We start from the raw sequence: 25,252 nt of genomic DNA, 5'->3' as shown, positions 1-25,252 counted from the left end.
TCTTTGTATACGGCGCCCGTGTTAATGCCGCAGGCTCGGCATGTTTACGGCACGTTGCGAGTTCCTCACACGCTCCGCGCGATCGGCGCCCGAGGCGAAGCGCAGGCGGTGCGCGGCCGTCGACCGCTCGGTGTGCAGCGCGGTCAGCGACCGGGCGCGTTCGCCGTCGCCCCGGGCCACCGCGTCGACGATCGCGCCGTGCTCCGCCCAGGTGTCGACCGGGCTGGCGGGCGCCTCCACGACGTACATCCAGGCGATCCGGTGCCGCAGCTGGGTCAGCGTCGAGGTCATCGCCGCGCTGCCGGCGGCCTGGGCGAGCGTCTCGTGGAACCAGCCGCCCAGCGAGCGCAGGTCGTCGCTGTTGCCCCGCCTGGCCCGCTCCTGGCCCAGCCGCACCAGGCCGCGCAGCACCTTCAGGTGGGCCTCGGTGCGCCGCTGGGCGGCCCGGGCCGCGCCGAGCGGCTCCAGGAGCAGCCGCATCTCCAGCAGGTCGGCGGCCTCCTGTTCGGTGGGTTCGGCCACGCACGCGCCCGCGTGCCGCCGCGTCACCACGAACCCCTCGGCCTCCAGGGTCCGCAGGGCCTCGCGCACGGGGACGCGGGAGACGCCGTAGCGGCGGGCGAGGAGTTCCTCGGTGAGCCGGCTGCCGCGCTCGTAGACACCGGCGACGATGTCGTCCCGGATCGCCGTGCACACCGAGTGCGCCGGAATACGCATGACCGACCTCCGCCTTAATCCCCGTGAAACGTCGACGATTGACGCGTGTTCAGTGACTCTATTGCAATGCGCCGCACTTTCCGAAGGGGAGCCGGTTTCCCCGGCTGTTTTTGGTCTGTTTTTGGTCAGCTTCAACGCCGAAAGCCCCGGCTCGGGGAGCCGGGGCTTTCGATGTCGCGGGGGGTCAGACGGTGACGCCGTGGGAGCGGAGGTAGGCCACGGGGTCGATGTCCGACCCGTACTCCGCGCTGGTGCGTGCCTCGAAGTGCAGGTGCGGTCCGGTGACGTTGCCGGTCGCCCCGGAGAGGGCGATCTGCTGACCGGGGGTGACCGTCTGGCCCACGGAGACGCCGATGGACGACAGGTGGCCGTACTGGGTGTACGTCCCGTCGTGCATCTTGATCACGACCTGGTAGCCGTACGCTCCGCCCCAGCCGGCCTCGACGACCGTGCCGGCGCCGACCGCGTGGACGGTGGTGCCGGAGGCGGCGTGGAAGTCGATGCCGGTGTGCGAGCCGGAAGACCAGAGGCTGCTGCCGGCCTGGTACGCGGTGGACACGTACGAGCCGCCGATGGGGGCCACGTAGGTGTTCAGGCGCTTGCGCTCGGCCTCGCGGGCGGCGCGCTCCTTGTCCTCGCGGGCCTGCTCGGCGGCCTCGGCGGCCCGTTCGCGGGCGGCCTGCTCGGCCTTCTCCCGGGCGGCGGCGTCCTCGGCGGCCTGCCGCTGGGCGGCGGCCTGGGCGTCGACCTCTTCGGCCACGGCGTCGCCGAGGGTGATGACGGGGGTGAGTCCGGTGTCCTCGGGGGACGGCTCGGCCGCGAGCGCGGGGGCCGCGAGGGTGCCGAGGACGCCGGTGGTGGTGAGGGTCGCGACGCCCGCCGCGCGGACGGTGGTGCGGTGTACCCGGCCGGGACGGCGGTGCTTCCCGGTGGCGCGTGTGAACGCCATGTAGAGGCTGGTCCTTTCCTTCCCTCTCGCCTACCGGGTTAGCTGACGGGTTCGGAGCAGGAAGGTCTCCTACGGACCCCCTCGCGGTACGCGCGGGCGTCCGATTCACCCCAGGGACTGCGGTGGGTCCCCGGCTCCCCTGGCTCGCGCCGTACGGGGACTCGGCGATGACTGTCCGGTGCCGCGGGTGCGGCGCACTGCCTGACGAACAGCCTCGGAGACGCTAAGCGGGCGCCCGTTCAAGACTCAAACGCAACAGGGTTTTTGTTGCTCATCCCACAGGGCAGACAGGCAACCTTCGCCCCAATGCGTCGAATTCAGGCAAAGGGCGACCCCGGTGACAGACCGGTCACCGGGGCCCTCACGCGCGCGTGGCGCGCCCCTCCGCCGTCTACTCGGCCGGTACGACGGTGACTTCGCCGATGCCCAGGGCCTCGACGGGCTCCTTGATCTGCGCCGCGTCACCCACCAGGACGGTCACCAGACGGTCCACCGGGAAGGCGTTGACGACCGCCGCGGTGGCCTCGACCGTGCCGGTCGCGGCGAGCCGCTGGTACAGCGTCGCCTGGTAGTCGTCGGGCAGGTACTGCTCGACCTGGTCGGCCAGTGTGCTCGCGACGGCCGCCGCGGTCTCGTACTTCAGCGGCGCCACGCCCACCAGGTTCTGCACGGCGACGTCGCGTTCGGCGTCGGTGAGCCCGCCCTCGGCGAGCGTGCGCAGCACCTTCCACAGGTCGTCGAGGGCCGGACCGGTGTTCGGCGTGTCGACGGAGCCGCTGATGGCGAGCATCGCGGCACCCGTGCCGTCGGGCGCGGACCGCAGGACCTGGCCGAAGGCCCGGACGCCGTAGGTGTAGCCCTTCTCCTCGCGCAGGACGCGGTCCAGGCGGGAGGTGAGGGTGCCGCCCAGGCAGTACGTGCCGAGCACCTGGGCGGGCCAGGCGCTGTCGTGCCGGTCGGGGCCGGTACGGCCGATCAGCAGCTGCGTCTGGACGGAACCGGGGCGGTCCACGATGACGACGCGGCCGGTGTCGTCGGCGGTCACCGGGGGCACGGGCCGCGGTTCGGCGGCCGAGCCCGTCCACGAGCCGAGGGTGTCGTCGAGCAGCGCGCCGAGGTCGACGCCGGTGAAGTCGCCGACGACCACGGCGGTGGCCGTGGCGGGACGGACGTGCTTCTCGTAGAAGGCGCGTACGGCCGCGGAGTCGATGCCGGCGACCGTCTCCTCGGTGCCCTGGCGCGGGCGGGACATCCGGGAGTCCGCCGGGAACAGCTCCTTGGAGAGCTCCTTGGCGGCCCGGCGCGAGGGGTTGGCCAGCTCGTGCGGGATCTCGTCGAGGCGGTTGCGCACCAGGCGTTCGACCTCGCTGTCGGCGAACGCGGGTGCCCGCAGGGCGTCGGCGACCAGGCCGAGCGCCTTGGCGAGGCGGGAGGCGGGCACTTCGAGGCTGAGGCGGACGCCGGGGTGGTCGGCGTGCGCGTCCAGGGTGGCGCCGCAGCGCTCCAGTTCGGCGGCGAACTCCTCGGCGGAGTGCTTGTCGGTGCCCTCGGAGAAGGCGCGGGCCATGATGGTGGCGACACCGTCGAGACCGGCCGGCTCGGCGTCCAGGGGCGCCCGCAGGAACAGCTCGACGGCGACGACCTGCTGGCCGGGGCGGTCGCAGCGCAGGACGGTGAGTCCGTTGCCGAGCGTGCCGCGCTCGGGGGCGGGGAAGGCCCAGGGCTTGGGCTCGCCCGCCTGCGGCCGGGGGTGGAAGTCCATGGTGGCGAGCTCGGTCACTTGGCCGCCTCCTCGTTCTCGTCGGTGGCGTCGTCGGCGTCGGCTGCGGGGGCGGTGGGCTCGTAGACGAGCACCGCGCGGTTGTCGGGGCGCAGGCGGGCCTTGGCGACCTCCTGGACCTCCTCGGCGGTGACCTCCAGGACGCGCTGTACGGCGGTCAGGGCGAGCTGCGGGTCGCCGAACAGGACGGCGTAGCGGCACAGTTCGTCGGCACGGCCGGCGACCGTGCCGAGCCGGTCCAGCCACTCGCGCTCCAGCTGGGCCTGGGCCCGCTCCATCTCCTCGGCGGTGGGTCCCTCCTCGGCGAACCGGGCCAGCTCCTCGTCGATGGCGGCCTCGATGACCGGCACCTCGACGTCACCGGAGGTCTTCACGTCCAGCCAGCCGAGCGAGGGGGCGCCGGCCAGGCGCAGCAGGCCGAAGCCGGCCGCGACGGCCGTACGGTCGCGGCGCACCAGGCGGTTGTAGAGGCGGGAGGACTCGCCGCCGCCGAGGACGGTGAGGGCCAGGTCGGCGGCGTCGCACGCGCGCGTGCCGTCGTGCGGCAGGCGGTAGGCGGCCATCAGGGCGCGGGCCGGGACCTCCTCCTCGACGACCTCGCGCAGCTGCCCGCCCATGACCTCGGGCAGCGCGCCGTCCCGGGGGGCGGGCTTGCCGTCGTGGGAGGCGATGGAACCGAAGTACTTCTCGATCCAGACGAGCGTCTGCTCGGGGTCGATGTCGCCGACCACGGACAGCACCGCGTTGTTGGGCGCGTAGTAGGTGCGGAAGAACGCGCGGGCGTCCTCCAGGGTGGCCGCGTCCAGGTCGGCCATGGAGCCGATCGGCGTGTGGTGGTAGGGGTGGCCCTCCGGGTAGGCGAGGGCGGTCAGCTTCTCGAACGCGGTGCCGTAGGGCACGTTGTCGTAGCGCTGGCGGCGCTCGTTCTTGACGACGTCCCGCTGGTTCTCCATCGACTCGTCGTCGAGGGCGGCGAGCAGGGAGCCCATGCGGTCGGCCTCCAGCCAGAGGGCGAGCTCCAGCTGGTGGGCGGGCATGGTCTCGAAGTAGTTGGTGCGCTCGAAGCTGGTGGTGCCGTTGAGGGAGCCGCCGGCGCCCTGCACCAGTTCGAAGTGGCCGTTGCCCTCCACCTGTGCGGAGCCCTGGAACATCAGGTGCTCGAAGAGGTGAGCCAGACCGGTACGGCCCTTGACCTCGTGGCGCGAGCCGACGTCGTACCAGAGGCACACCGCCGCGACCGGGGTCAGGTGGTCCTCGGAGAGCACCACGCGCAGGCCGTTGGCCAAGCGGTACTCGGTCGCTGTCAGCCCGCCGGAGCCTGCCTCGGCTGTGGCCGTGTGACCCATGGGCATGTACGTCCCTTCGCTCGCGGAAACCTTGGACGGAATCCTCGGTCCCGGCCGTATCAGCGGTCGGAACTGCGGAATTCCTGTCGGTCCTGCCACTGTATGCAAGCGCGCGGGCCACTGGAGAAGTTCCCGCCTCCGGTACGCCGAGAGCGAGCAGCCCGGGGAGTGGCGGGCGGGAGCCGCGGGCAGGCACGGGGGCGGCCGCGGGGCGGGGGCCGCGGCGGTCGGGGCTGCGGTTGCGGGCAGGGACGGGCGGCGGGCGCGGGCGGGCGAGCGCCCCGGCGCGCACCACGGCGGACAGCGGCCGGGCGCCCGTCGTGACGCGCACCGGGGATCGGGAGGCTGGTCCCGGACCGCTCCCCGCAGGCGCACCGCCGACGGTGGGCACGGGCACGCGCGTGTGGGCGCCCGAGGCGAGGGCGTACCCTGCGGGCAGCACCGGGCCGGGCGCCCGCGACGGGTCCTGGTCGGTCGCTGTCAGTGCCGCAGTCCACAATGGACCGCGTCAGATCACCGTTCACGCTTCAGCGAGGAGCCGGCAGCGATGGCCCGCCGTAGTACGAAGACCCCGCCGCCCGACGACCCGTACGAGGAGAAGATCCTCGACATCGACGTCGTCGACGAGATGCAGGGCTCATTCCTTGAGTACGCGTACTCGGTCATCTACTCCCGTGCCCTGCCGGACGCACGCGACGGACTCAAGCCGGTGCACCGCCGCATCGTCTACCAGATGAACGAGATGGGCCTCAGGCCCGAGCGCGGGTACGTGAAGTGCGCCCGCGTCGTCGGCGAGGTGATGGGCAAGCTGCACCCGCACGGCGACGCGTCGATCTACGACGCCCTGGTCCGCATGGCCCAGCCGTTCTCGATGCGCGTCCCCCTGGTCGACGGCCACGGCAACTTCGGCTCGCTGGGCAACGACGACCCGCCCGCCGCCATGCGGTACACCGAGTGCCGGATGGCCGAGGCGGCCGGCCTGATGACGGAGTCGATCGACGAGGACACCGTCGACTTCGCCCCCAACTACGACGGTCAGGAGCAGGAGCCGCAGGCGCTGCCCGCCGCCTTCCCCAACCTGCTGGTCAACGGCGCCTCCGGCATCGCCGTCGGCATGGCCACCAACATGCCCCCGCACAATCTGCGCGAGGTCATCGCCGCCGCCCGGCACCTGATCCGGTACCCGAACGCCGACCTCGAAGCCCTGATGAAGCACGTCCCCGGCCCCGACCTGCCCACGGGCGGCGTGATCGTCGGGCTGCCGGGCGTCCGGGACGCGTACGCGTCGGGCCGCGGCACGTTCAAGATCCGGGCGACGGTGACCGTGGAGACGGTGACGGCCCGCCGCAAGGGCCTGGTCGTCACCGAGCTGCCGTTCGCGGTCGGTCCGGAGAAGGTGATCGCCAAGATCAAGGACCTGGTCGGCGCGAAGAAGCTCCAGGGCATCGCGGACGTCAAGGACCTCACCGACCGCGAGCACGGGCTGCGCCTGGTCATCGAGATCAAGAACGGCTTCGTGCCGGAGGCCGTCCTGGAGCAGCTCTACAAGCTGACGCCGATGGAGGAGTCCTTCGGTATCAACAACGTCGCCCTGGTGGACGGGCAGCCCCTCACCCTGGGCCTGAAGGAGCTGCTGGAGGTCTATCTCGACCACCGCTTCGACGTCGTACGGCGGCGCAGCGAGTTCCGCCGCGGCAAGCGACGCGACCGGCTGCACCTGGTCGAGGGCCTGCTCACGGCGCTGATCGACATCGACGAGGTCATCCGCCTCATCCGCTCCAGCGAGAACTCCGCGCAGGCCAAGGAGCGCCTGATCGAGCGCTTCGGGCTGAGCGACGTGCAGACCCAGTACATCCTGGACACGCCGCTGCGCCGGCTCACCAAGTTCGACCGCGTCGAGCTGGAGGCCGAGAAGGACCGGCTCAACGCGGAGATCGAGGAGCTGACCCGCATCCTCGACTCCGACCAGGAGCTGCGCAAGCTGGTCTCGGCGGAACTGGCGGCGGTGGCCAAGAAGTTCGGCACCGACCGCCGGACCGTGCTGCTGGAGTCGGCGGCCACCCCCGTGGCCGCCGTGCCGCTCCAGGTGGCGGACGACCCGTGCCGGGTGCTGCTCTCCTCCACCGGGCTGCTGGCCCGTACGGCGAACGGCGAGCCGTTCGCCTCGGGGGGCGGCGGCAAGCGCGTCAAGCACGACCTGATCGTCTCGGCGGTGCCCGCCACGGCCCGCGGCGAGGTGGGCGTGGTGACGTCCGCCGGGCGCCTGCTGCGGATCAACGTGGTCGACCTGCCGCAACTGCCGGAGGAGATGTCCACGCCCAACCTGGCGGGCGGCGCGCCGCTGGCGGAGTTCGTCTCCCTGGAGGACGATGAGACGGTGGTCTGCCTGACCACCCTCGACGAGTCCTCGCCCGGCCTCGCGCTCGGCACGGAGCAGGGCGTCGTCAAGCGGGTGGTGCCCGACTACCCGGGCAGCAAGGAGGAGTTGGAGGTCATCACCCTCAGGGAGGGCGACCGGATCGTCGGCGCGGTCGAGCTGCGCACCGGCGACGAGGACCTGGTCTTCATCACCGACGACGCCCAACTGCTGCGCTACCAGGCCTCGCAGGTCCGTCCGCAGGGCCGTCCGGCGGGCGGCGTGGCCGGCGTCAAGCTCACCGAGGGCGCGAAGGTCATCTCGTTCACGGCGGTCGACCCGGCGGCGGACGCGGTGATCTTCACCGTGGCCGGCTCGCGCGGGACGCTGGACGACTCCGTGCAGACCACGGCCAAGCTGACGCCCTTCGACCAGTATCCGCGCAAGGGCCGGGCCACGGGCGGCGTGCGCTGCCAGCGGTTCCTGAAGGGCGAGGACTGCCTGGCTCTGGCCTGGGCGGGTCCCGCGCCGGCCCGGGCCGCGCAGAAGAACGGCACACCGGCCGAGCTGCCGGAGATCGACCCGCGCCGCGACGGATCGGGCGTGTCCCTCCCGAAGACGGTGGCGGTGGTGGCCGGACCGGCCTAGCTAGCCGACGGAGTCCGGGTCCGGGCCCTCCCCGTCGTCGGGGTCCGGGTCCTGGTCCGGCTCCTCCCCCTCGTCGGGGTCCTGCTCCTGGGGGCCCTGTACGTAGCGCAGGACGCCCCACATGCCGTGCTCGTCGGCGTGCGGGGCGTGGCTCGCGCACTCCTGGAGTTCCTTGGTGAGGGCGGGCGCGTCGATGCCGGAGCCGATCAGGACGAGCTGGGTCAGCCGTTCGGCGCTGGTCCCCGTACCGGGACCGGCACCGGTGGGCCGCCAGGGCTCCGGGTAGAAGCGCAGGAAGCGCCCGACGGCGTGCACGAGGTAGCGGTTGCGCGGGTCGTACGGACCGAAGTCGACGTACCCCTTGATCCGGTACAGGCCCTCGGGCCGGCTGTCGAGGAACCGCATCAGGCGTCGCGGGTCCAGCGGGACGTCGGAGACGAACGACAGGCTGTCGTAGGCGCTGTGCAGATGGTCGGCGTGGCCGCCGGTCCGGGCGTGGTCGTGCAGGTCGTCGAAGGACAGCTGCCCCACGCGTTCCTCGGCCGGCCGGCAGTCGAAGAGGAACTCGGGGTCGACGCGGCCGTAGGTGGCCGGGACGACGGCGGCCCGGTCGGTGAGCGAGCCGACCAGGTCGAGCACCCGCTCGCCGCCGTCCGGGGCCCGGTCGAGCTTGTTGACCACGACCAGGTCGGCGAGGGCCAGGTGCCGGTCGATCTCGGGGTGCCGGGCCCGCGTCCCGTCGAACTCGGCGGCGTCGACCACCTCGACCAGACCGCCGTAGACGATGCCCCGCAGCTCGCTGGCGAGCAGCATGCGCACCAGTTCCTGCGGTTCGGCGAGACCGCTGGCTTCGATGACGATGACGTCGACGCCGGTTTCCGGCCGGGCGAGCCGTGCGAGGTAGACGTCGAGTTCGCCGGGGTCGACGGCACAGCACAGACAGCCGTTGCCGAGGGAGACGGTGGAGTCGCCGAGTGCGCCGGCCACCGCCATCGCGTCGATCTCGATGGCGCCGAAGTCATTGACGATCGCGCCGATGCGGCTGCCCCCGGAGCGGTGCAGCAGGTGGTTGAGGAGCGTGGTCTTTCCGGAACCGAGGAATCCGGCGAGGATGACCACCGGGATCTGCGGGGCCGGAACCCGCGGGGTCGGACTCTGCCCCAAGGTGCTGCCTCTCTGACGTCTGCCGGGCCGTGTGCCACCCCAGAATACGAGTCCCGGTAACGCCTCGGAGTGAACGATTGTCAGCAGCGTACGCGGGGGCAGACGTGGGAGAAGGCGCCGGTGCGTGTGACCCCGCTTCCCTCCGTGCGCCGCCTCTCCGCCTCTCCGCCTCTCCGCCGGTCAGAGCCGCTCGGCGCTCCGGAGGTGGCCGCGACCGGCCTGCTGGCGTGCCCGCCCGAATCGCCGCTGACGTGCGGCCAGTGCCGGTCCGGCCGTTGCGGCCGCAGTACCTCGGGATCGATCTGCCCCGACGCGTTCGAACCGAGTGACGGCAACTGCGCCGTCATCGGCACCGAGGCCACCGAGGCACTGGAACGCGCACTGCCCGCCGACGCCGCCCGCGCCGACCACGAACGCTTCGTCGTCAGCCGGGAACCCCTCGTACGCGCCAAGGCGGACATCCCCGACGCCCGAGCCGGACGGACCGACCACCCGGCGAGCAGCCCGGCACTCCGCCCCCGCTCGACGCTCCACCGATGAGGCCTGGTCCCGGAACACGGCACCAGGCCTCACGCGTGTCCGGGAGCGGCGCGCACGCTCCGCGTCCACTCCGGCGTCACTCCACCGGCGGCTGTTCGAGTGCGGCGGGAAGTCGTCCCACTCAACTCAGGTTAGGCTCACCTCTGTGAGTAGGTGCTCAACCGTCTCCCAGGACCTCGACGAGCCCGTTTCGGGAACCGCGGCGACCGCCCGGACCTGGCTGCTGCTGGAGCAGCCCGGCCCGTGGGGTGCCAAGGCGCTGACATCGAGCCACCTGGATCCCGCCCTGGGCCGTGCCCTGGAGAAGGCCACGCGCGGCACGGGCGTGCGGATCGCGCTCATCCGCCGCCCCGGGCGTCACGCGGACCCCGGCGCGTCCGCCGAGCGACGGGTCTACACGGCTCACACCGCGCCGGGGAACACCTGGCTGCGCGCCGCCACGGTCGCCGACCCCGCCCGCCTGCTCGACCTGGACTTCGCCGCGCTCGGCCGGGGGGACCACCGAAGTTTCGACACCGCGCTCCGGGGCGGGGCGCACACCGGCGACCCGCTCGTCCTCGTCTGCACCAACGGCAAGCGCGACCGGTGCTGCGCGCTGCTGGGCCGGCCGCTGGCCGCGGACCTCGCCGCCGCCGGCACCGAGGGCGTCTGGGAGGTCACCCATCTGGGCGGCCACCGGTTCTCGCCGACCGTGCTGGTCCTGCCGTACGGATACGCGTACGGCAGGGTCGACGCTCAGGCGGTCGGGGAGGTCCTGCGGGGCGTACGGGACAAGCGGATCGTCCTCGCGGGATGCCGTGGCAGCTCGGCCTGGGAGCGGCCCGGGCAGGCCGCCGAGCTGGCCGTCCGCGCGGCGGTGGGCGAGTACGCGGCCGAGACGCTCAGCGTCGTACGTACCGAGGGCGCGGCACCACGCTGGCAGGTGACCGTGGCCCACGCCGACGGGCGGCACTGGCGGGTCACGGTGGCCCAGGGCGCCTCGCTGCCGCCGCGCCCGGAGAGCTGCGGGGCGTCGGTCCTCGGCTCGCCGGCGCGGATGGAGGTCACCGGGATCCGCGAACTGGCGGTGGCGACGGCAGTGGCGCTCGCCGGCTGACCGGCTGACCGGCCGGGATTCGCCCGATGCCGCTGGTCGCCCCTCCTGAGGGCTCCGGTGCCGCTGTCCGGCCGCCGGAGGTTCGGCGCCGCCGGGGATTTCCGGGGTCTTGACGGCGCTGACCGCCTCCCGCTCGCGGGCATCCGGGCGTGCGGACTTCCCGGCTTCCGAACTTCCCGGCTTCCGGACTTCCGGACTTCCGGACTTCCGGACTTCCGGGCATCCGGGCTTCTGGACTTCCCGGCTTCCGGGCATCCGGGCTTCCGGTAGATCCGCGTCACACCGTCTTCGGCTGGGTGCCCGCACCACGTACCGTCGAGGGCCATGAGCCCCACTCCTCCCCCGCGCCGCCTGCGCCTCGGTCTGCCACGGCGGGTGTTCTCCCAGGTGCTGCTGATGCAGCTGGGAATCGCCGCCGGAGTCGCGGTGCTGGCCACCGGGCTGTTCCTCGCGCCACTCAGTGATCAACTGGACGACCAGGCGATGCGCCGGGCACTGGCCATCGCGCAGACGACCGCGCAGCAGCCGCAGCTCGCGGCGGAGCTGCGGAGCACCCCCGCGGCGGCGGACGGTCCGGTGCAGCGGGAGGCGGAACGGATCCGGAAGGCCACCGGGGCGGAGTACGTCGTGGTGCTGGACCGGCGTGGTGTGCGCTGGTCGCACACCGATCCCGCCCGGATCGGCGCGGCCGTGTCCACCGATCCGGGCGAGGCCCTGGCCGGGCACGAGGTGATGGAGATCGACGAGGGCACCCTGGGCCGCTCGGCCCGCGGCAAGGTGCCGCTGCGCGACGGTGAGGGCGACATCGTCGGGGCGGTCTCGGTCGGGATCGCCTACGACAGCGTCCGGGCCCGTCTGCTGCACGCCGTCCCGGGGCTGTTCGCGTACGCCGGGGGCGCGCTGGCGGTCGGCGCGCTGGCCGCCTGGCTGATCGCGCGCCGGGTCCAGCGGCAGACCCGTGACCTCGCCTTCTCCGACATCTCGGCGCTCCTCTCGGAGCGCGAGGCGATGCTGCACGGCATCCGGGAAGGCGTCGTCGCCCTGGACCGGGCGGGCCGTGTCCGCCTCCTCAACGACGAGGCACGGCGCCTGCTGGACCTAGGTGACGAGGCGGTGGGCCGCACCCCCGGCGAGGCGCTCGGAGAGGGACGTACGGCCGATGTGCTGGCCGGCCGGGTGACCGGCACCGACCTGCTCACCGTCCGCGGCCCGCGCGTGCTGGTCGCCAACCGGATGCCCACCGGCGACGGCGGCGCCGTGGCCACCCTGCGCGACCGCACCGAGCTGGAGCAGCTCGGCCGGGAACTGGACTCCACGCGCGGCCTGATCGACGCCCTGCGCGCCCAGGACCACGAGCACGCCAACCGCATGCACACCCTGCTGGGACTGCTCGAACTGGAGATGTACGACGACGCCGCGGAGTTCGTCGGCGAGGTGGTCGGCAACCACCGGGCCACCGCAGAACAGATCACCGAGCGGATCACCGACCCGCTGCTGGCCGCCCTGCTGGTCGGCAAGGCCACCGTCGCGGCCGAGCGCGGCGTCACCCTGTGGGTGTCGGACCGGACCCGGCTGCCGGACCGGCTGATCGACCCCAGAGGACTCGTCACGGTCGTCGGCAACCTGGTCGACAACGCCGTCGACGCCGCCGCGGGCACCCGGCACGCGCGCGTGGAGGTGGAACTGCGGGGCGAGGGGCGTACGGCGGTCCTTCGCGTACGCGACACGGGGCCGGGTGTGCCGGCCTCGCAACGTGAGGTGGTGTTCACGGAGGGCTGGTCGACCAAGGAGCCTCCGGCGCACCGCCGGCGGGGGATCGGGCTCTCCCTGGTCCGGACGTTCGCCGAGCGGCAGGGCGGCAGCGCCGTGGCCGGCGAGGCTCCCGGCGGGGGCGCCGAGTTCACGGTCGTCCTGCCCGAGGCACTGTCCGAACCCGGCCCCGCGGCAGCCGCCACCGAACCCGGCACCAAGGCGGTCGCCACCGACCCCGCTCCCGCGGCGGCCGCCTCCGTGCCCTCGGCCCGTTCGGACGTCACCGCGGCCTCGACCCGGCCGGACGTCACCGTGCCTTCGACCCGGCCGGACGCCGGGGCCGACGGCGAGGAGGAGTCACGATGATCGAGGTCCTGGTCGTCGACGACGACACCCGCGTCGCACGAGTGAACGCCGCCTACGTCGAGAAAGTACCGGGCTTCCACGTGGCCGCCCAGGCGCACAGCGCGGCCGAGGCCCTGCGGCGGCTGGAGACCCTGCCCTGTCTCGACCTCGTGCTCATGGACCACTACCTGCCGGACCGGACCGGTCTGGCGGTCGTCCAGGAGATGCGCCGGCGCGGCCACCAGACCGACGTGATCATGGTGACGGCCGCGCGGGACCGGGCGACCGTACAGGCGGCGATGCGCCAGGGCGCGCTGCAGTACCTGGTCAAGCCGTTCGCCTTCGCGGGCCTGCGCGTCAAGCTGGAGGCGTACGCGGAGCTGCGCCGCGCCCTGGACGGCGGCGGCGAGGCGGAACAGGCCGAGGTGGACCGCATGTTCGGGGCCCTGTCGGCATCGTCGGAGCCCGGGCTTCCCAAGGGCCACTCCCCCACCACCGCGGAACTGGTGCGCCAGTGCCTGATGCGGGCCGAGGGGTCTCTGTCGGCCCAGGAGATCGCCGAACGGACCGGCGTGAGCCGGCAGACCGCCCAGCGCTATCTGAAGCTCCTGGAGCGCACGGGACGGGCCAGACTGACCCTGAGATACGGCGACGCCGGCCGCCCGGAACACCGGTATGTGTGGGCGACGCACACCTGAGGGCACCACAGACGAGCCGGTACTGCACCACGGACGAGCCGGCACGCACCACAGGCGTGCGTGCCCCCGTCACACGGCTCCCGCCCCCGTCAGCGCCCGTACCTCGGTCTCCGCGTGCTTGGCCCGGTCCGCGGGCTCGGCGGAGGTGACGGTGCCGAGCCAGCCCGCGACGAAACCGAGCGGGATCGAGACCAGGCCGGGGTTCTGCAGCGGGAAGTACTGGAAGTCGGCGTCCGGGAACAGCGCCCCGGGGCTGCCCGACACCACCGGCGACACCAGTACCAGCGCCACCGCCGGGACCAGACCGCCGTAGACCGCCCACACGGCGCCGCGTGTGGTGAAGCGGCGCCAGAACAGTGAGTACAGCAGGACCGGCAGGTTGGCGGAGGCGGCCACGGCGAAGGCGAGGCCCACCAGGAAGGCGACGTTGAGGTCCCTGGCCAGCAGCCCGAGGGCGATCGCCACCGCCCCGACACCGACAGCGGCGCAGCGGGCCACGGCCACCTCGCCGCGCGGCTCGGCACGGCGGCGGCGGCGCAGCGAGGCGTACAGATCGTGGGCCACGGACACGGAGGAGGCCAGGGTGACTCCGGCGACCACCGCGAGAATCGTGGCGAAGGCGACCGCGGCGACGACCGCGAAGAGCACGGTTCCGCCGGTGGAATCGGGGCCGCCGCCCAGGTCGAGCGCCAGCAGCGGCACCGCCGTGTTCCCGGCCGCGTTGGACTGCCGCACGGCGTCCGGTCCGACGAGAGCCGCCGCACCGAACCCGAGGACGATCGTCATCAGGTAGAACCCGCCGATCAGTCCGATCGACCAGACCACTGACCGCCGGGCCGCCCGGGCGGTGGGCACCGTGTAGAAGCGGGACAGGATGTGCGGCAGCCCTGCGGTGCCCAGGACCAGGGCGAGCCCGAGGCTGATGAAGTCGAGACGGGCGGTCCAGTCCCCGCCGTACTTGAGCCCCGGCGCCAGGAACGCCTCACCGTGCCCGCTGCGCGCGGCCGCGCTGAGCAGCAGTTCGTTGAAGTCGCCGTGGAAGCGGACCAGGACCAGCGTGGTCAGCGTCGCCGTGCCGCCGAGCAGCAGCACCGTCTTCACGATCTGGATCCAGGTGGTGGCCCGCATCCCGCCCAACGACACATAGACGACCATGAGCGCGCCGACTCCTACGACGGTCCAGGCCCGCGCCGCCTCGCCGGTGCCGCCGAGCAGCAGCGCGACCAGACTGCCCGCCCCTACCATCTGCGCCACCAGATACAACACGGACACGGTGACCGACGAGGTGCCCGCGGCGATCCGCACCGGGCGCTCCCGCATCCGCGCCGCCACCACGTCGGCGAGGGTGAACCGCCCGCAGTTGCGCACCAGTTCCGCGACGAGGAACAGCACCACGAGCCACGCCACCAGGAAACCCACCGAGTAGAGCATGCCGTCATAGCCGTAGAGCGCGATGAGGCCGGAGATGCCGAGGAAGGAAGCGGCGGACATGTAGTCCCCCGCGAGGGCGAACCCGTTCTCCGACGGGGAGAACAGACGGCCGCCCGCGTAGAACTCCTCCGCCGATCCCCGCCGGTTCCGGCCCACCCAGGTGGTGATCCCCAGCGTGACCGCCACGAAGCAGCTGAACAGCACCACCGCCAGCGTCTGATGCTCCCCGGTCATGCCGCGCCACCCCGCGCACGGGCCCGTTCCTGCGTGTGCCAGCGGAGCTCCAGTGCCGCCCGGTCCCGGCGCAGCCGGGCGTGCCGGGTGTAGGCCCAGGTCAGCAGGAAGGTGGTGAGGAACTGGCCGAGCCCGGCGAGCATCGCCACGTTCACGGCCCCCGCCACCGGCCGGCCCATCAGCCCCGGCGCGGTCGTGGCGGCCACCAGATAACCCAGGTACCACGCGAGGAAGCCGGCCCCCGCCGGTACCACGAACCTCCGATACCGGCCGCGCACCTCCTGGAACGCCGCGCTCCCCTGCACCTCCAAGTAGGCCTCGGCCGCAGCCGTGACCGTAGCCTCAGCCGTGCTCGCGGCCCTCGTCGCGGACGTGGGCGCAGTCCCGGCGGGGGCGCCGTCGCCCGGTGCCCGTCGAGTCGGCGACGGGGAGACCGACGTCACCGTGCCGGCCGCTTCCGCCACCTCACCCCATCCGGAGGCGAGGGCGTCGTACCAAGGGTCGTCATAGGCCCCTGCCTCACGGAGGCGATCATTGCTTGACTGCATGCCCAAGGATGGACAGAACGGGAAGATCCCCGACTCTTACTCCTCCCGCTCTTCACCCCTTCAGGTGACTCACCCCACCGGTGGCCGTACAAGCCCCTTCCCGTAGGCGTAACGGACCGCCTGTGCACGGTCCTTGATCCCCGTCTTGGCGAACAGGTTGTTGATGTGGGTCTTCACCGTCGCGGTGGAGACATGCAGCCTGCGGGCGATCTCCTGGTTGCTCAGCCCTTCCGCGATCAGCACCAGTACCTCGGTCTCCCGCGCGGTGAGCCCGTCCGGCGCCTCGGCCGGCGGTGCGGGGCGCGCTTCCGGTCCCGACAGTCTCTCCAGCAGCCGGCGCTGGATACCCGGTGACAGGCCGGCATCCCCGGAGAGCACACTGTGAACGGCCCGTACGATCTCCTCCCCGCCCGCGTCCTTGGTGAGATAACCGCGCGCCCCCGCTCGCAGGGCCGGGAACAGCGACTCGTCGTCCACGTACGTCGTGAGAACCACGACCTGCGTCCCGGGGTGCTCGGCCCGGATCCGCCGGGTCGCCTCGACCCCGTCGCACCGCGGCATGCGCAGGTCCATCAGCGCCACGTCGGGAGCCAGTTCGGCCACCAGCCGCACCGCCTCCTCACCGTCGCCCGCGGCGCCCACCACCTCGACACCCGGCAGCAGCCCCAGCAGCATGACGATGCCCTCGCGCACCACTGTCTGATCGTCCACGACCAGGACCCGGGCGTCCTTGCCGCCCCAAGAGTCCTTCCCCGGGGCGTCCTTGTCCCCAACGTCCTTGTCCCGGTCCTCCCCCGTCATACGGGGACCTTCAACGTCACCACGAACCCCTCCTCGCCCGGTCCTGCCCGCAGCGAGCCACCCAGCAGTTCGGCACGCTCCCGCATGCCCATAAGACCGTAGCCGCCTCCGGTGCCGGCCAGTTCACCGGTTGCGCCGCCCGAGTCGCGGACATCCAGGGTCACTTCGTGCCTGCCGTAGTCGAGGACCACTCGGACCTCCGCGCCCGGAGCATGCTTACGGACGTTGGTCATCGCCTCCTGGGCGACCCGGCGTACGGTCTGCGACACCTCGACCGGCAGTGGCCGACGCTCACCCGCAAGTGTGACGGTCGTACGGGCGCCGTCCGGTGTGCCCACGAGTTGCTCCAGGAAATCCTCCAGTGGCGTCAGCTCTCCGCGCAGGGCGGACAGTGCCTGCCGGGTCTCGGCCAGTCCGTCGCGGGCCATCCCCCGGGCTGCCACCACTCGTTCCAGGATCTGCTCCCGCTCCGCTCCCCTCTCGATCAGCAGCCGTGCCGCCTCCAGGTGCACCATCTGTGCCGACAGACTGTGCGCCAGCACATCGTGGATCTCCCGTGCGATGCGGGCGCGTTCGGCGAGCGCAGCCGACTCTGCCTCGGCCGCCCGCGCGGCACGCTCCTGGGCCAGCATCCGCTGCGCGTGCCCCCGGGCCTCCGCGTCGAGCCGCAGGACGTATCCGCCCAGGGCCAGCCCCGCCGCCAAGGCGGCGCTGCTCGCCCAGGAGTTGTCGCTGACCAGGGCGTAGGCGGCGAAAGCCACCAGGTCCACGGGCAGCGCCACCACGAGGGGGAGCCGCTCCAGCGCGATGACCGCACATCCACACCACAGGACCGCAGCGGGGACATCGAAGCCGGCGCCCTGGGCGATGCCGCCAAGGCCGAGGAGAGCCGCCACGAGGCCCAGGGAGGGCCGGAGCCGGTGTGTGAGCGTGGTCCGGAACAGTGCCCAGGCCACCACCACGGCCAGCAGAACCACCGCTGTCGCACCGACCGCGCGCCACCCGTCCTGGCCGCCGGCGACCGCTCCCCACAGGAGCGCGCCCAGCCCCAGCACCCGTACGACCACGGCCAGCAGGCGCCGGTGAGCCGAGCGTCTCTCCCTCCCCAGCGCTTCCTTGGACGGCCACCGCGTCCAGGCGTTCTCCGTCACACGAACTCCTTCCGGGCGGACCAGGACGCGTCGGTTCCGTACATCGCGGCCGAGGGGGCCATCGGGCGCACCGTGCGCAGGCGCCAGGCCAGTGTCGCGGAGCGGGCCAGCAGGGTGGCCGCGAGGGCGAGCAGCAGGGCGGGAGTGTCGTGACGCACTCCCAGGACCGGGCCGAGGAGGAACACGGCCGCACGGACGGCTATGCCGGCTCCCCACACCGCGGCGGTCGCCTTGCTGCCCCTGCTCCAGACGGTGCCGTCCGCCTCCGCCCATATGCGGGTGGTCCAGGCCAGCCCCGCTCCGACCACCGCCCCCAGGAGCAGTTCCACGGCGAGCAGGGCCGCCGACGCGGTGTGGTGGTCGGCGGCGAGCAGTCCCGGCTGCTTCAGCGCGACCAGGGCCAGCACGACGGGCGCTGGCCACCAGCGCTTCTCCGTGTTGATCCGGCTCGGGCGGAACTGGCGAGAGACCACCAGGCCGACCACGGCCACGATCACCAGCGCGTCGACAACCCCGGACATCCAAGCCTCCGTGCACGAGAAGGGCAAGTCGGCAGCGAGTCCTGCCGACGCCTTCGACGTTACGGAAAGTGCCGGACCAGAAGATCGGAGTCCGGGTGGATCATGGGTGGAGCCTCGGAGCGAAGGGACTCCACCCACGGGTGGAGGCGGCCCGTCGGTCCCCTCCCACAGCAGCTCGGCGCCTCAGCAGCTCGATGACGCAATGGCTGCGGGGGGCCGAGGGCTCGGCCCCCCGCACCTCAGCGGCCCCAGGCCAGCCCGGGACCGCTGCTCCGGGCCTCGGTCACAGGCGCCCTGTCACTGTCCGTTACCGCAGGCTCCCCGCCCGGGCGCCGCGGCGCCTACGCGTCGATCCGCGACCGGTCGAGCGTCGCCGCCGAGTTGGAGATGAACTCCTTGCGGGGCGCGACGTCGTTGCCCATCAGCAGGTCGAAGACCTGCTCCGCGGCCTCCAGATCGGTGAGGTTGATCCTGCGCAGGGTGCGGCGCCTCGGGTCCATGGTCGTCTCGGCCAGCTGGTCGGCGTCCATCTCACCGAGACCCTTGTAGCGCTGGATGGAGTCCTTGTACCGGACGCCCTTGCTCTGGAACTCCATGAGCTTGTCACGCAGCTCACGGTCCGAGTACGTGTAGACGTACTTGTCCTGGCCCTTCTTCGGCTGGGTCAGTTCGATGCGGTGCAGCGGCGGCACCGCGGCGAAGACCCGGCCGGCCTCGACCATCGGCCGCATGTAGCGGTGGAAGAGGGTCAGCAGCAGCGTGCGGATGTGCGAACCGTCGACATCGGCGTCGGTCATCATGATGATCTTGCCGTAGCGGGCCGTGTCGATGTCGAAGGTCCGGCCCGAGCCGGCCCCTATGACCTGGATGATCGCGCCGCACTCGGCGTTCTTCAGCATGTCCGTCACGGACGACTTCTGCACGTTGAGGATCTTGCCGCGGATCGGCAGCAGCGCCTGGAACTCGGAGTTCCGGGCGAGCTTCGCCGTGCCGAGCGCGGAGTCTCCCTCGACGATGAACAGCTCGCTGCGGTCGACGTCGTCGCTGCGGCAGTCGGCCAGCTTGGCCGGGAGCGAGGAGGACTCCAGGGCCGTCTTGCGACGCTGGGCGTCCTTGTGCTGGCGGGCGGCGATGCGGGTGCGGGCCGCGGCCACCGCCTTCTCCATGACGACCCGCGCCTGCTGGGCGGCGTCACGCTTGGTGGAGGTCAGGAACGCCTTGAGTTCCTTGGTGATCACGTTGTTCACGATGCGGCGGGCGGCCGAGGTGCCGAGCACCTCCTTGGTCTGCCCCTCGAACTGCGGCTCGGCCAGACGCACCGTGACGACCGCGGTGAGCCCCTCCAGGGCGTCGTCCTTGACGATGTCGTCCTCGGCGACACGGAGCAGCTTCTTGGCCCGCAGCACCTCGTTCATGGTCTTGGCGACGGCCTGCTCGAAGCCGGCGACGTGGGTGCCGCCCTTGGGCGTGGCGATGATGTTGACGAACGATTTGACGGTCGTGTCGTAGCCGGTTCCCCAGCGCATCGCCACGTCGACGCCCAGGTCACGGGTGACCTCCGTGGGCGTCATCTGACCGTGCTCGTCCAGGACGGGGACCGTCTCCTTGAAGCTGCCCTGCCCGGTGAAGCGGAGGACATCGCAGATACCCCGGTCACTGGCCAGGTACTCGCAGAACTCACTGATGCCGCCGTCGAAGCGGAAGGACTCCTCACCCTTGCTGCCGCCCTCGCCGAGCCCGAACTCGTCCCGGACGACGATGGTCAGGCCCGGCACCAGGAAAGCGGTCTGGCGAGCCCGCTGGTGCAGCGTGTCGAGCGAGAGCTTGGCGTCCTTGAGGAAGATCTGCCGGTCCGCCCAGTACCGCACGCGCGTGCCGCTGCGCGACTTCGGGATCTTCTTGGCCTTGCGCAGCCCGCTCTTGACCTCGAACCCGGCGTCCGCACCGCCGCCGGTGAAGGCACCGGGAACGCCTCGCCGGAAGCTGATGGCGTGGGTGTGACCGCCACGGTCCACCTCGACGTCCAGCCGTGCGGACAGGGCGTTGACCACGGAGGCACCGACGCCGTGCAGACCGCCGGAGGCGGCGTACGAGCCACCGCCGAACTTGCCGCCGGCGTGCAGCTTGGTCATGACGACCTCGACACCGGAGAGGCCGGTCTTGGGCTCGACGTCGACCGGGATGCCGCGGCCGTTGTCGCGGACCTCCACCGAGCCGTCGTCGTGGAGGATCACGTCGATGTGGTCGCAGTAGCCACCGAGGGCTTCGTCGACGGAGTTGTCGATGATCTCCCACAGGCAGTGCATCAGACCGCGACTGTCGGTCGACCCGATGTACATACCGGGGCGCTTGCGTACGGCCTCGAGCCCCTCGAGGACGAGCAGGTGCCGCGCGGTGTAGTTGGAACCGTCCCGGTCTGCTCCTGCCAGCAGCGCAGTGGACGGCACGGACGTCTCGGCGGTCACGCGGTTCGCTCCTCGCTGAATTTCAGATGGGGCCCCGTTGGGTAAGGGCGCGGCGTCGTTCACCGCTCAGAGGGTACCGAGCCCAGGTAGAGCCGTTGTAACGCCACCCTCGTCACGACGGCAGCCTAGTCCACGGTCGCATACCTGTTCGATCCCTCGTCGGGGTGAAGTGCACATCACGTTCCCTTCGAGGCATGAACCATTTAGGCTCCGGGCACGTCCTCATGAACAACCGGCAAGCCAGCCGGCGGGGACCGACACTGACCGATAGCGCGAACCCGTACGACACATAGACACGCAATACGGCACATTCGCCGCCAACCGGCAACAGCCAGCCTCCTCGGAAAATTTTTCGAGGAAAAGCCACGAGCGGGAACGTTTTGGGGCTGGTTGGATGTTGACCCTGGTACGACAGCTCGTCGAGCTAGAGAAGAGGCGACGTGACTACTGTTCTGACTTCCGCGAGCCCGCTGACGGCCGCCGACCGTTGCGACCGTTGCGGCGCCCAGGCGTACCTGCGCGTCGTCCTGCTGAGCGGCGGAGAACTGCTCTTCTGCGCCCACCACGGGCGCAAGTTCGAGCCGGAACTCAAGAAGATCGCCGCTGAGATACAGGACGAGACCGAGCGCCTGACCTCCGTTCCGGCAAGCGACTCGGAAGACGAGCGCTGACCTATCGCGTCCCACGACGAGCAGACCGGCACAGGCCGGTAAGGGCGGCCCGCCTCCCCACCCGGAGGCGGGCCGCCCTTGCTCGCGTACAGAGCGCCTAGGGCGCGCGGGACGCGCCCGTGCCGCCCTCGGAGGTGGAGCCTCCGTGGTCCCACCCCAGGGTCCGCAGAACGGCGGAGACGCGCGCGTAGACCCCCGGGCTGCCCGTCTGTCCGCAGCCGCTCCCCCAGGACACCAGCCCGATCAGCTTCCCGTCGGCCACCAGCGGTCCCCCACTGTCCCCCTGGCACGCGTCACGGCCACCGGCCTGATCCCCGGCACATACCATCGTCCCCGCGCGGTACTCACCTTCCTCACTGCCGGGATACGCCCGCTCGCAGACCGCGTCGGGGAGCACGCTCACACGTGATCCGTGCAGACTCCTCGCATAGTCCCCCGCACCCGAGGTGTCGCCCCAGCCATAGACCACCGCGGCCGTCCCCGGCTCGTACGCGGCGTCGTTCTCGGCCGCCATCGCCAGGGCGGAACCGGCCGGAAGGGCCTGGGAGAGGGTGATCACGGCGAAGTCGCCGGCGTTGCTCACCTCGTCGTAGGCCGGATTCACCCAGACGTCGCGCACCGGGATCTCCTCGCCCCCGCCCCCCAGCAGGTCCGTACGGCCCGCGATGACCCTCAGATCGCCCAGGCGCGTCGGCCGCGCGCCGAGGGCCTCCTGCCCCAGACAGTGAGCCGCCGTGAGCACGGTGGTCCGCCCGACGGCCACTCCCCCGCAGAACTGCCCCGCTCTCGTCGCCCCGTACCGGTCACGGCTGGACAGGGCCACCGTCCACGGGCTCTCCGCGGCATCCACCGGGAATCCCCCGACGACGACGCTGTCGGCGACCGCGGGGCGCGCGGTCGTCACCGGTGACATCAGCGGTATGGCGGTCGCGGCGGCTGCCAGGGCCAGCGGCCGGATCAGCGATCGGACCGGCGGCCGAGCACTAGGGCGACGCATACGGGCTCCTCACTCATTGTGTTGATGAAACACCCAGAGTGATCCACCCGGCATCGCTCCGCACCCCGCGCGCACGAGCGCTCCGTCTCCCGGCACGGCGAAGGGCCCGCCCTCCGGGACAGGAGGCGGGCCCTTCGCCGACCGTGCCGCTCTGGCCTAGTCGAGGTAGTCGCGCAGCACCTGGGAGCGCGAGGGGTGGCGCAGCTTGGACATCGTCTTGGACTCGATCTGGCGGATGCGCTCGCGCGTGACGCCGTAGACCTTGCCGATCTCGTCGAGGGTCTTCGGCTGACCGTCGGTGAGACCGAAGCGCATGGAGACGACGCCCGCCTCTCGCTCGGACAGGGTGTCGAGGACGGAGTGCAGCTGCTCCTGCAGGAGCGTGAAGCTGACCGCGTCGGCCGGGACGACCGCCTCGGAGTCCTCGATGAGGTCACCGAACTCGCTGTCGCCGTCCTCGCCCAGCGGGGTGTGCAGCGAGATGGGCTCGCGGCCGTACTTCTGGACCTCGATGACCTTCTCCGGGGTCATGTCGAGCTCCTTGGCCAGTTCCTCCGGAGTGGGCTCGCGGCCCAGGTCCTGGAGCATCTGGCGCTGCACGCGCGCGAGCTTGTTGATGACCTCGACCATGTGCACCGGGATACGGATGGTGCGGGCCTGGTCGGCCATGGCGCGGGTGATCGCCTGCCGGATCCACCAGGTGGCGTACGTGGAGAACTTGTAGCCCTTGGTGTAGTCGAACTTCTCCACCGCGCGGATCAGACCGAGGTTGCCCTCCTGGATGAGGTCCAGGAAGAGCATGCCGCGGCCGGTGTAGCGCTTGGCCAGGGAGACCACCAGGCGGAGGTTGGCCTCCAGGAGGTGGTTCTTGGCGCGGCGCCCGTCCTCGGCGATGATCTCCAGCTCGCGCTTGAGCTTCGGCGCCAGCTTGTCGGAGTTGGCCAGCTTGTCCTCGGCGAACAGTCCCGCCTCGATGCGCTTGGCCAGTTCGACTTCCTGCTCGGCGTTGAGCAGGGGAACCTTGCCGATCTGCTTGAGGTAGTCCTTGACCGGGTCGGCCGTGGCACCGGCCGCGGCGACCTGCTGGGCCGGAGCGTCGTCCTCGTCGTCGTCGGACAGCACGAAGCCGGCGTTCTCGGTGCCCTCGGGCTCCTCGGTGACCTTGGTGTCCTCGAGCACCTCGTCCTCGAGAACCTCGGCGTCGTCCTTCTTGGCCGTGGTCTTCTTGGCCGCCGTCTTCTTCGCGGTGACGGTCTTCTTCGCCGCCGCCTTCTTGGCGGTCGTCTTCTTCGCCGCCGTCTTCTTGGCGGGCGCCTCGTCCTCGGCTGCGGGCTCAGTCGCGGGGGGCGCCGGGCTGGCGGCGGTCTTCCTGCTGGTCACCGTCTTGGCCGCGACCGACTTGGTGGCGGTGCGCTTGGCGGGACTCTTCGCTGCGACGCTCTTTCGGGTGCGCTTGGGCTCCGCGGCACTGACCATCAGCGTCACACCCTCTTCCTCGAGGATCTGGTTGAGGCTGCGCAGTACGTTCTTCCACTGAGTGGCCGGAATCTGGTCAGCTTCGAAGGCCCGACGCACGTCATCGCCGGCGATCTGCCCCTCAGCCTTTCCCCGCTCAATGAGCGCCATGACAGAGACGGACTCGGCGATCTCCGGCGGGAGCGTACGGGATGTGCTGGCCGACACGAACAACCTCTCGGAACGTTGAAAACGGCTTTCGGCCCCGTCCTGACGGACAGGTGCCGACCGCCGGCTTGGGGATGGGCCGACGGCGCGGGCGCGGGCCGGGAGAAGCACAGCGCCGTGAACGGCGTCCGTATTCCCTCCTCGGCTGTCACCTCTTAGGTCATCGCGTTGTTCCCACGAGCGTTACGCCCAATCCGCGTGGCCCGAGTCACACCCCGTAAGGGTCCAAACTCGACCAGATGCGGTCAAAAGGGATCAGCAACAGCGCCCGTGCGATCCGACCATGCCAACAGTACGGCGTCACACCGTCGACCCCGCAGCGCCGTCCAAGCGCTGCGGGGTCGACGGCGGCAGCGCCCCGGCCGGGCGCCGCCACAGGAGGGGATGGCAGGCCCGGCCGCACCGCTGGGGCGGGGCGTGGTCAGTGCTCGCGCGGGGCGGGCACCACGCGTTCCACCTCGGGGTGGACGGTCAGCAGTTGACGCATGGCGGTCTCGGCCGCCGCCCCGTCACCGGCGGCGAGGGCGTCGGCGATCCGTGCGTGCTGGGCCAGCGACACGTCGTTCGGCCGGTCACAGCCCGTGACCGGACCGCCCGAGACCTGGAGGGCGGCGGACACGATCCCGGAGAGGTGCTCCAGCATGCGGTTGCCCGCGACCTGAATGAGCAGCGTGTGGAATTCCGCGTCGGCCCGGGAGAAGGTGAGGGCGTCGCCCTGCGCCATGGCGTGGCCCATGACGCCGACCATGTCGGACAGGCGCTGCTGCACATCCTCCCGGCCGTGCCCGGCGGCCAGGCGCGCGGCCAGCGGCTCGATCGTCCAGCGCAGCTCGCTCAGCTCGCGGCGCTGGTCGTCGCGCTGCGGTCCGAAGGCCCGCCACTCGATGATGTCAGGGTCCAGCAGGTTCCAGTCGCTGACGGGACGCACGCGCGTGCCGACGTTCGGACGGGCGCTCACCAGTCCCTTGGCTTCCAGGACGCGCAGCGACTCCCGGACGACGGTGCGGGACACCTCGAAGCGCTGGCCGATCTCCTCGGGCACCAGCGGGCGGTCGGCACCCAGGTCGCCGGAAACGATCATCTGACCGAGCTGCTGAACCAGTTGTCCGTGCAGTCCGCGGCCGCGGCTGCCCGCGGTACGCCGGCCCACGCGGCCCAGTTCGGGGTCCGCCCCTTCCCAGGCGGAGGCCCCGACGCGGTCGACGCCGGGCGTCTCGGCGTAGGGGTAGCGGTCGAGTTCGCCCGGGCTCTGGAGGCCGGAGTCTGCGGAGCGGGCGGCGGTCATCATGGTGTGCGCAAGGGTACTCACGCATCCTTTGTCGGCGCCGTTCCCAACTCCCTTGAGGTCTTTAGTGAAAA

19 protein-coding genes, 1 pseudogene and 1 riboswitch are annotated in these 25,252 nt (G+C 71.7%); of the genes and pseudogenes, 6 read left to right on the top strand and 14 right to left on the bottom strand.

All coding sequences use genetic code 11. The features are described 5' to 3' along the window. Positions 1-21: 21 nt before the first annotated feature. The 4 genes from ACZ3IG_RS13910 to ACZ3IG_RS13895 form a co-directional block, all read right to left on the bottom strand. Complete coding sequence (locus ACZ3IG_RS13910) at positions 22-717, bottom strand: GntR family transcriptional regulator (RefSeq protein ID WP_467431803.1); 696 nt, start codon at positions 715-717, stop codon at positions 22-24. 184 nt (positions 718-901) lie between these two features. Then, entirely contained in the window at positions 902-1,666 is a 765-nt protein-coding gene (locus ACZ3IG_RS13905) for a M23 family metallopeptidase (protein ID WP_467431802.1), read from the bottom strand. 12 nt (positions 1,667-1,678) lie between these two features. Continuing rightward, a riboswitch (cyclic di-AMP (ydaO/yuaA leader) is annotated at positions 1,679-1,843 on the bottom strand. Between the two features lie 214 nt (positions 1,844-2,057). Further along, complete coding sequence (locus ACZ3IG_RS13900; protein WP_467431800.1) at positions 2,058-3,446, bottom strand: M16 family metallopeptidase; 1,389 nt, start codon at positions 3,444-3,446, stop codon at positions 2,058-2,060. Beyond that, positions 3,443-4,798, bottom strand: coding sequence for a M16 family metallopeptidase (locus ACZ3IG_RS13895; protein WP_467431799.1), 1,356 nt, complete (start codon positions 4,796-4,798; stop codon positions 3,443-3,445). Before ACZ3IG_RS13895 ends, ACZ3IG_RS13900 begins: the two co-directional genes overlap by 4 nt. Positions 4,799-5,339: 541 nt before the next feature. Between ACZ3IG_RS13895 and ACZ3IG_RS13890 the strand changes: the two genes are divergently transcribed. Continuing rightward, complete coding sequence (locus tag ACZ3IG_RS13890) at positions 5,340-7,796, top strand: DNA gyrase/topoisomerase IV subunit A (protein WP_467431797.1); 2,457 nt, start codon at positions 5,340-5,342, stop codon at positions 7,794-7,796. Here ACZ3IG_RS13890 and ACZ3IG_RS13885 read toward each other — a convergent pair whose 3' ends face one another. After that, entirely contained in the window at positions 7,797-8,960 is a 1,164-nt protein-coding gene (locus ACZ3IG_RS13885; protein WP_467431796.1) for a CobW family GTP-binding protein, read from the bottom strand. Between the two features lie 246 nt (positions 8,961-9,206). Between ACZ3IG_RS13885 and ACZ3IG_RS13880 the strand changes: the two are divergent. The 4 genes and pseudogenes from ACZ3IG_RS13880 to ACZ3IG_RS13865 form a co-directional block, all read left to right on the top strand. Next, positions 9,207-9,431, top strand: a pseudogene (locus ACZ3IG_RS13880) (hypothetical protein); the annotation flags it as partial. A 214-nt stretch (positions 9,432-9,645) separates the two neighbouring features. Further along, positions 9,646-10,596: a sucrase ferredoxin gene (locus tag ACZ3IG_RS13875; RefSeq protein ID WP_467431795.1), complete on the top strand. Its 951-nt coding sequence runs from the start codon at positions 9,646-9,648 to the stop codon at positions 10,594-10,596. 324 nt (positions 10,597-10,920) lie between these two features. Next, positions 10,921-12,714, top strand: coding sequence for a sensor histidine kinase (locus tag ACZ3IG_RS13870; RefSeq protein ID WP_467431792.1), 1,794 nt, complete (start codon positions 10,921-10,923; stop codon positions 12,712-12,714). Next, on the top strand, positions 12,711-13,391 hold the full coding sequence (locus tag ACZ3IG_RS13865; RefSeq protein ID WP_467431791.1) for a response regulator: 681 nt from the start codon (positions 12,711-12,713) through the stop codon (positions 13,389-13,391). Before ACZ3IG_RS13870 ends, ACZ3IG_RS13865 begins: the two co-directional genes overlap by 4 nt. Before the next feature lie 69 nt (positions 13,392-13,460). Here ACZ3IG_RS13865 and ACZ3IG_RS13860 read toward each other — a convergent pair whose 3' ends face one another. The 6 genes from ACZ3IG_RS13860 to ACZ3IG_RS13835 all read right to left on the bottom strand — a co-directional run bounded on the left by ACZ3IG_RS13860 (position 13,461) and on the right by ACZ3IG_RS13835 (position 20,542). Beyond that, the gene (locus ACZ3IG_RS13860) at positions 13,461-15,056 is read right to left on the bottom strand and encodes a solute symporter family protein (RefSeq protein WP_467431789.1); all 1,596 of its coding nucleotides are present in this window, start codon (positions 15,054-15,056) and stop codon (positions 13,461-13,463) included. After that, the gene (locus ACZ3IG_RS13855; protein ID WP_467431788.1) at positions 15,053-15,604 is read right to left on the bottom strand and encodes a DUF485 domain-containing protein; all 552 of its coding nucleotides are present in this window, start codon (positions 15,602-15,604) and stop codon (positions 15,053-15,055) included. The genes ACZ3IG_RS13860 and ACZ3IG_RS13855 overlap by 4 nt, the downstream gene beginning before the upstream one ends. Before the next feature lie 69 nt (positions 15,605-15,673). Next, entirely contained in the window at positions 15,674-16,405 is a 732-nt protein-coding gene (locus ACZ3IG_RS13850) for a response regulator transcription factor (protein WP_467431787.1), read from the bottom strand. Next, positions 16,402-17,556 carry a sensor histidine kinase gene (locus ACZ3IG_RS13845; protein ID WP_467431786.1) on the bottom strand — a complete coding sequence of 385 codons (1,155 nt, stop codon included), beginning with the start codon at positions 17,554-17,556 and terminating at the stop codon, positions 16,402-16,404. The genes ACZ3IG_RS13850 and ACZ3IG_RS13845 overlap by 4 nt, the downstream gene beginning before the upstream one ends. Continuing rightward, positions 17,553-18,077, bottom strand: coding sequence for a DUF1453 domain-containing protein (locus ACZ3IG_RS13840; protein WP_467431785.1), 525 nt, complete (start codon positions 18,075-18,077; stop codon positions 17,553-17,555). The genes ACZ3IG_RS13845 and ACZ3IG_RS13840 overlap by 4 nt, the downstream gene beginning before the upstream one ends. Positions 18,078-18,418: 341 nt before the next feature. Then, entirely contained in the window at positions 18,419-20,542 is a 2,124-nt protein-coding gene (locus ACZ3IG_RS13835; RefSeq protein ID WP_467431784.1) for a DNA gyrase/topoisomerase IV subunit B, read from the bottom strand. Positions 20,543-20,982: 440 nt separating this feature from the next. Between ACZ3IG_RS13835 and ACZ3IG_RS13830 the strand changes: the two genes are divergently transcribed. After that, entirely contained in the window at positions 20,983-21,213 is a 231-nt protein-coding gene (locus ACZ3IG_RS13830) for a DUF7455 domain-containing protein (RefSeq protein WP_189420941.1), read from the top strand. Between the two features lie 97 nt (positions 21,214-21,310). Here ACZ3IG_RS13830 and ACZ3IG_RS13825 read toward each other — a convergent pair whose 3' ends face one another. The 3 genes from ACZ3IG_RS13825 to ACZ3IG_RS13815 all read right to left on the bottom strand — a co-directional run bounded on the left by ACZ3IG_RS13825 (position 21,311) and on the right by ACZ3IG_RS13815 (position 25,202). Beyond that, positions 21,311-22,210 carry a S1 family peptidase gene (locus ACZ3IG_RS13825; protein ID WP_467431781.1) on the bottom strand — a complete coding sequence of 300 codons (900 nt, stop codon included), beginning with the start codon at positions 22,208-22,210 and terminating at the stop codon, positions 21,311-21,313. Positions 22,211-22,366: 156 nt separating this feature from the next. Further along, entirely contained in the window at positions 22,367-23,893 is a 1,527-nt protein-coding gene (locus ACZ3IG_RS13820) for an RNA polymerase sigma factor (protein ID WP_467431779.1), read from the bottom strand. A 421-nt stretch (positions 23,894-24,314) separates the two neighbouring features. Further along, positions 24,315-25,202: a FadR/GntR family transcriptional regulator gene (locus ACZ3IG_RS13815; protein WP_467431778.1), complete on the bottom strand. Its 888-nt coding sequence runs from the start codon at positions 25,200-25,202 to the stop codon at positions 24,315-24,317. Positions 25,203-25,252: the final 50 nt, after the last annotated feature.

It is taken from the genome of Streptomyces sp. NPDC016677 (assembly GCF_055562815.1).
The sequence above is the reverse complement of the archived record's forward strand: the minus strand, read 5'-3'. Positions and strand labels throughout refer to the sequence as shown.

Coding starts and splice junctions, on each gene's coding strand:
- ACZ3IG_RS13910 (WP_467431803.1), bottom strand. CDS start 717: ATGCGTATTCCGGCGCACTCGGTGTGCACGGCGATCCGGGACGACATC.
- ACZ3IG_RS13905 (WP_467431802.1), bottom strand. CDS start 1,666: ATGGCGTTCACACGCGCCACCGGGAAGCACCGCCGTCCCGGCCGGGTA.
- ACZ3IG_RS13895 (WP_467431799.1), bottom strand. CDS start 4,798: ATGCCCATGGGTCACACGGCCACAGCCGAGGCAGGCTCCGGCGGGCTG.
- ACZ3IG_RS13890 (WP_467431797.1), top strand. CDS start 5,340: ATGGCCCGCCGTAGTACGAAGACCCCGCCGCCCGACGACCCGTACGAG.
- ACZ3IG_RS13870 (WP_467431792.1), top strand. CDS start 10,921: ATGAGCCCCACTCCTCCCCCGCGCCGCCTGCGCCTCGGTCTGCCACGG.
- ACZ3IG_RS13865 (WP_467431791.1), top strand. CDS start 12,711: ATGATCGAGGTCCTGGTCGTCGACGACGACACCCGCGTCGCACGAGTG.
- ACZ3IG_RS13860 (WP_467431789.1), bottom strand. CDS start 15,056: ATGACCGGGGAGCATCAGACGCTGGCGGTGGTGCTGTTCAGCTGCTTC.
- ACZ3IG_RS13855 (WP_467431788.1), bottom strand. CDS start 15,604: ATGCAGTCAAGCAATGATCGCCTCCGTGAGGCAGGGGCCTATGACGAC.
- ACZ3IG_RS13850 (WP_467431787.1), bottom strand. CDS start 16,405: ATGACGGGGGAGGACCGGGACAAGGACGTTGGGGACAAGGACGCCCCG.
- ACZ3IG_RS13840 (WP_467431785.1), bottom strand. CDS start 18,077: ATGTCCGGGGTTGTCGACGCGCTGGTGATCGTGGCCGTGGTCGGCCTG.
- ACZ3IG_RS13825 (WP_467431781.1), bottom strand. CDS start 22,210: ATGCGTCGCCCTAGTGCTCGGCCGCCGGTCCGATCGCTGATCCGGCCG.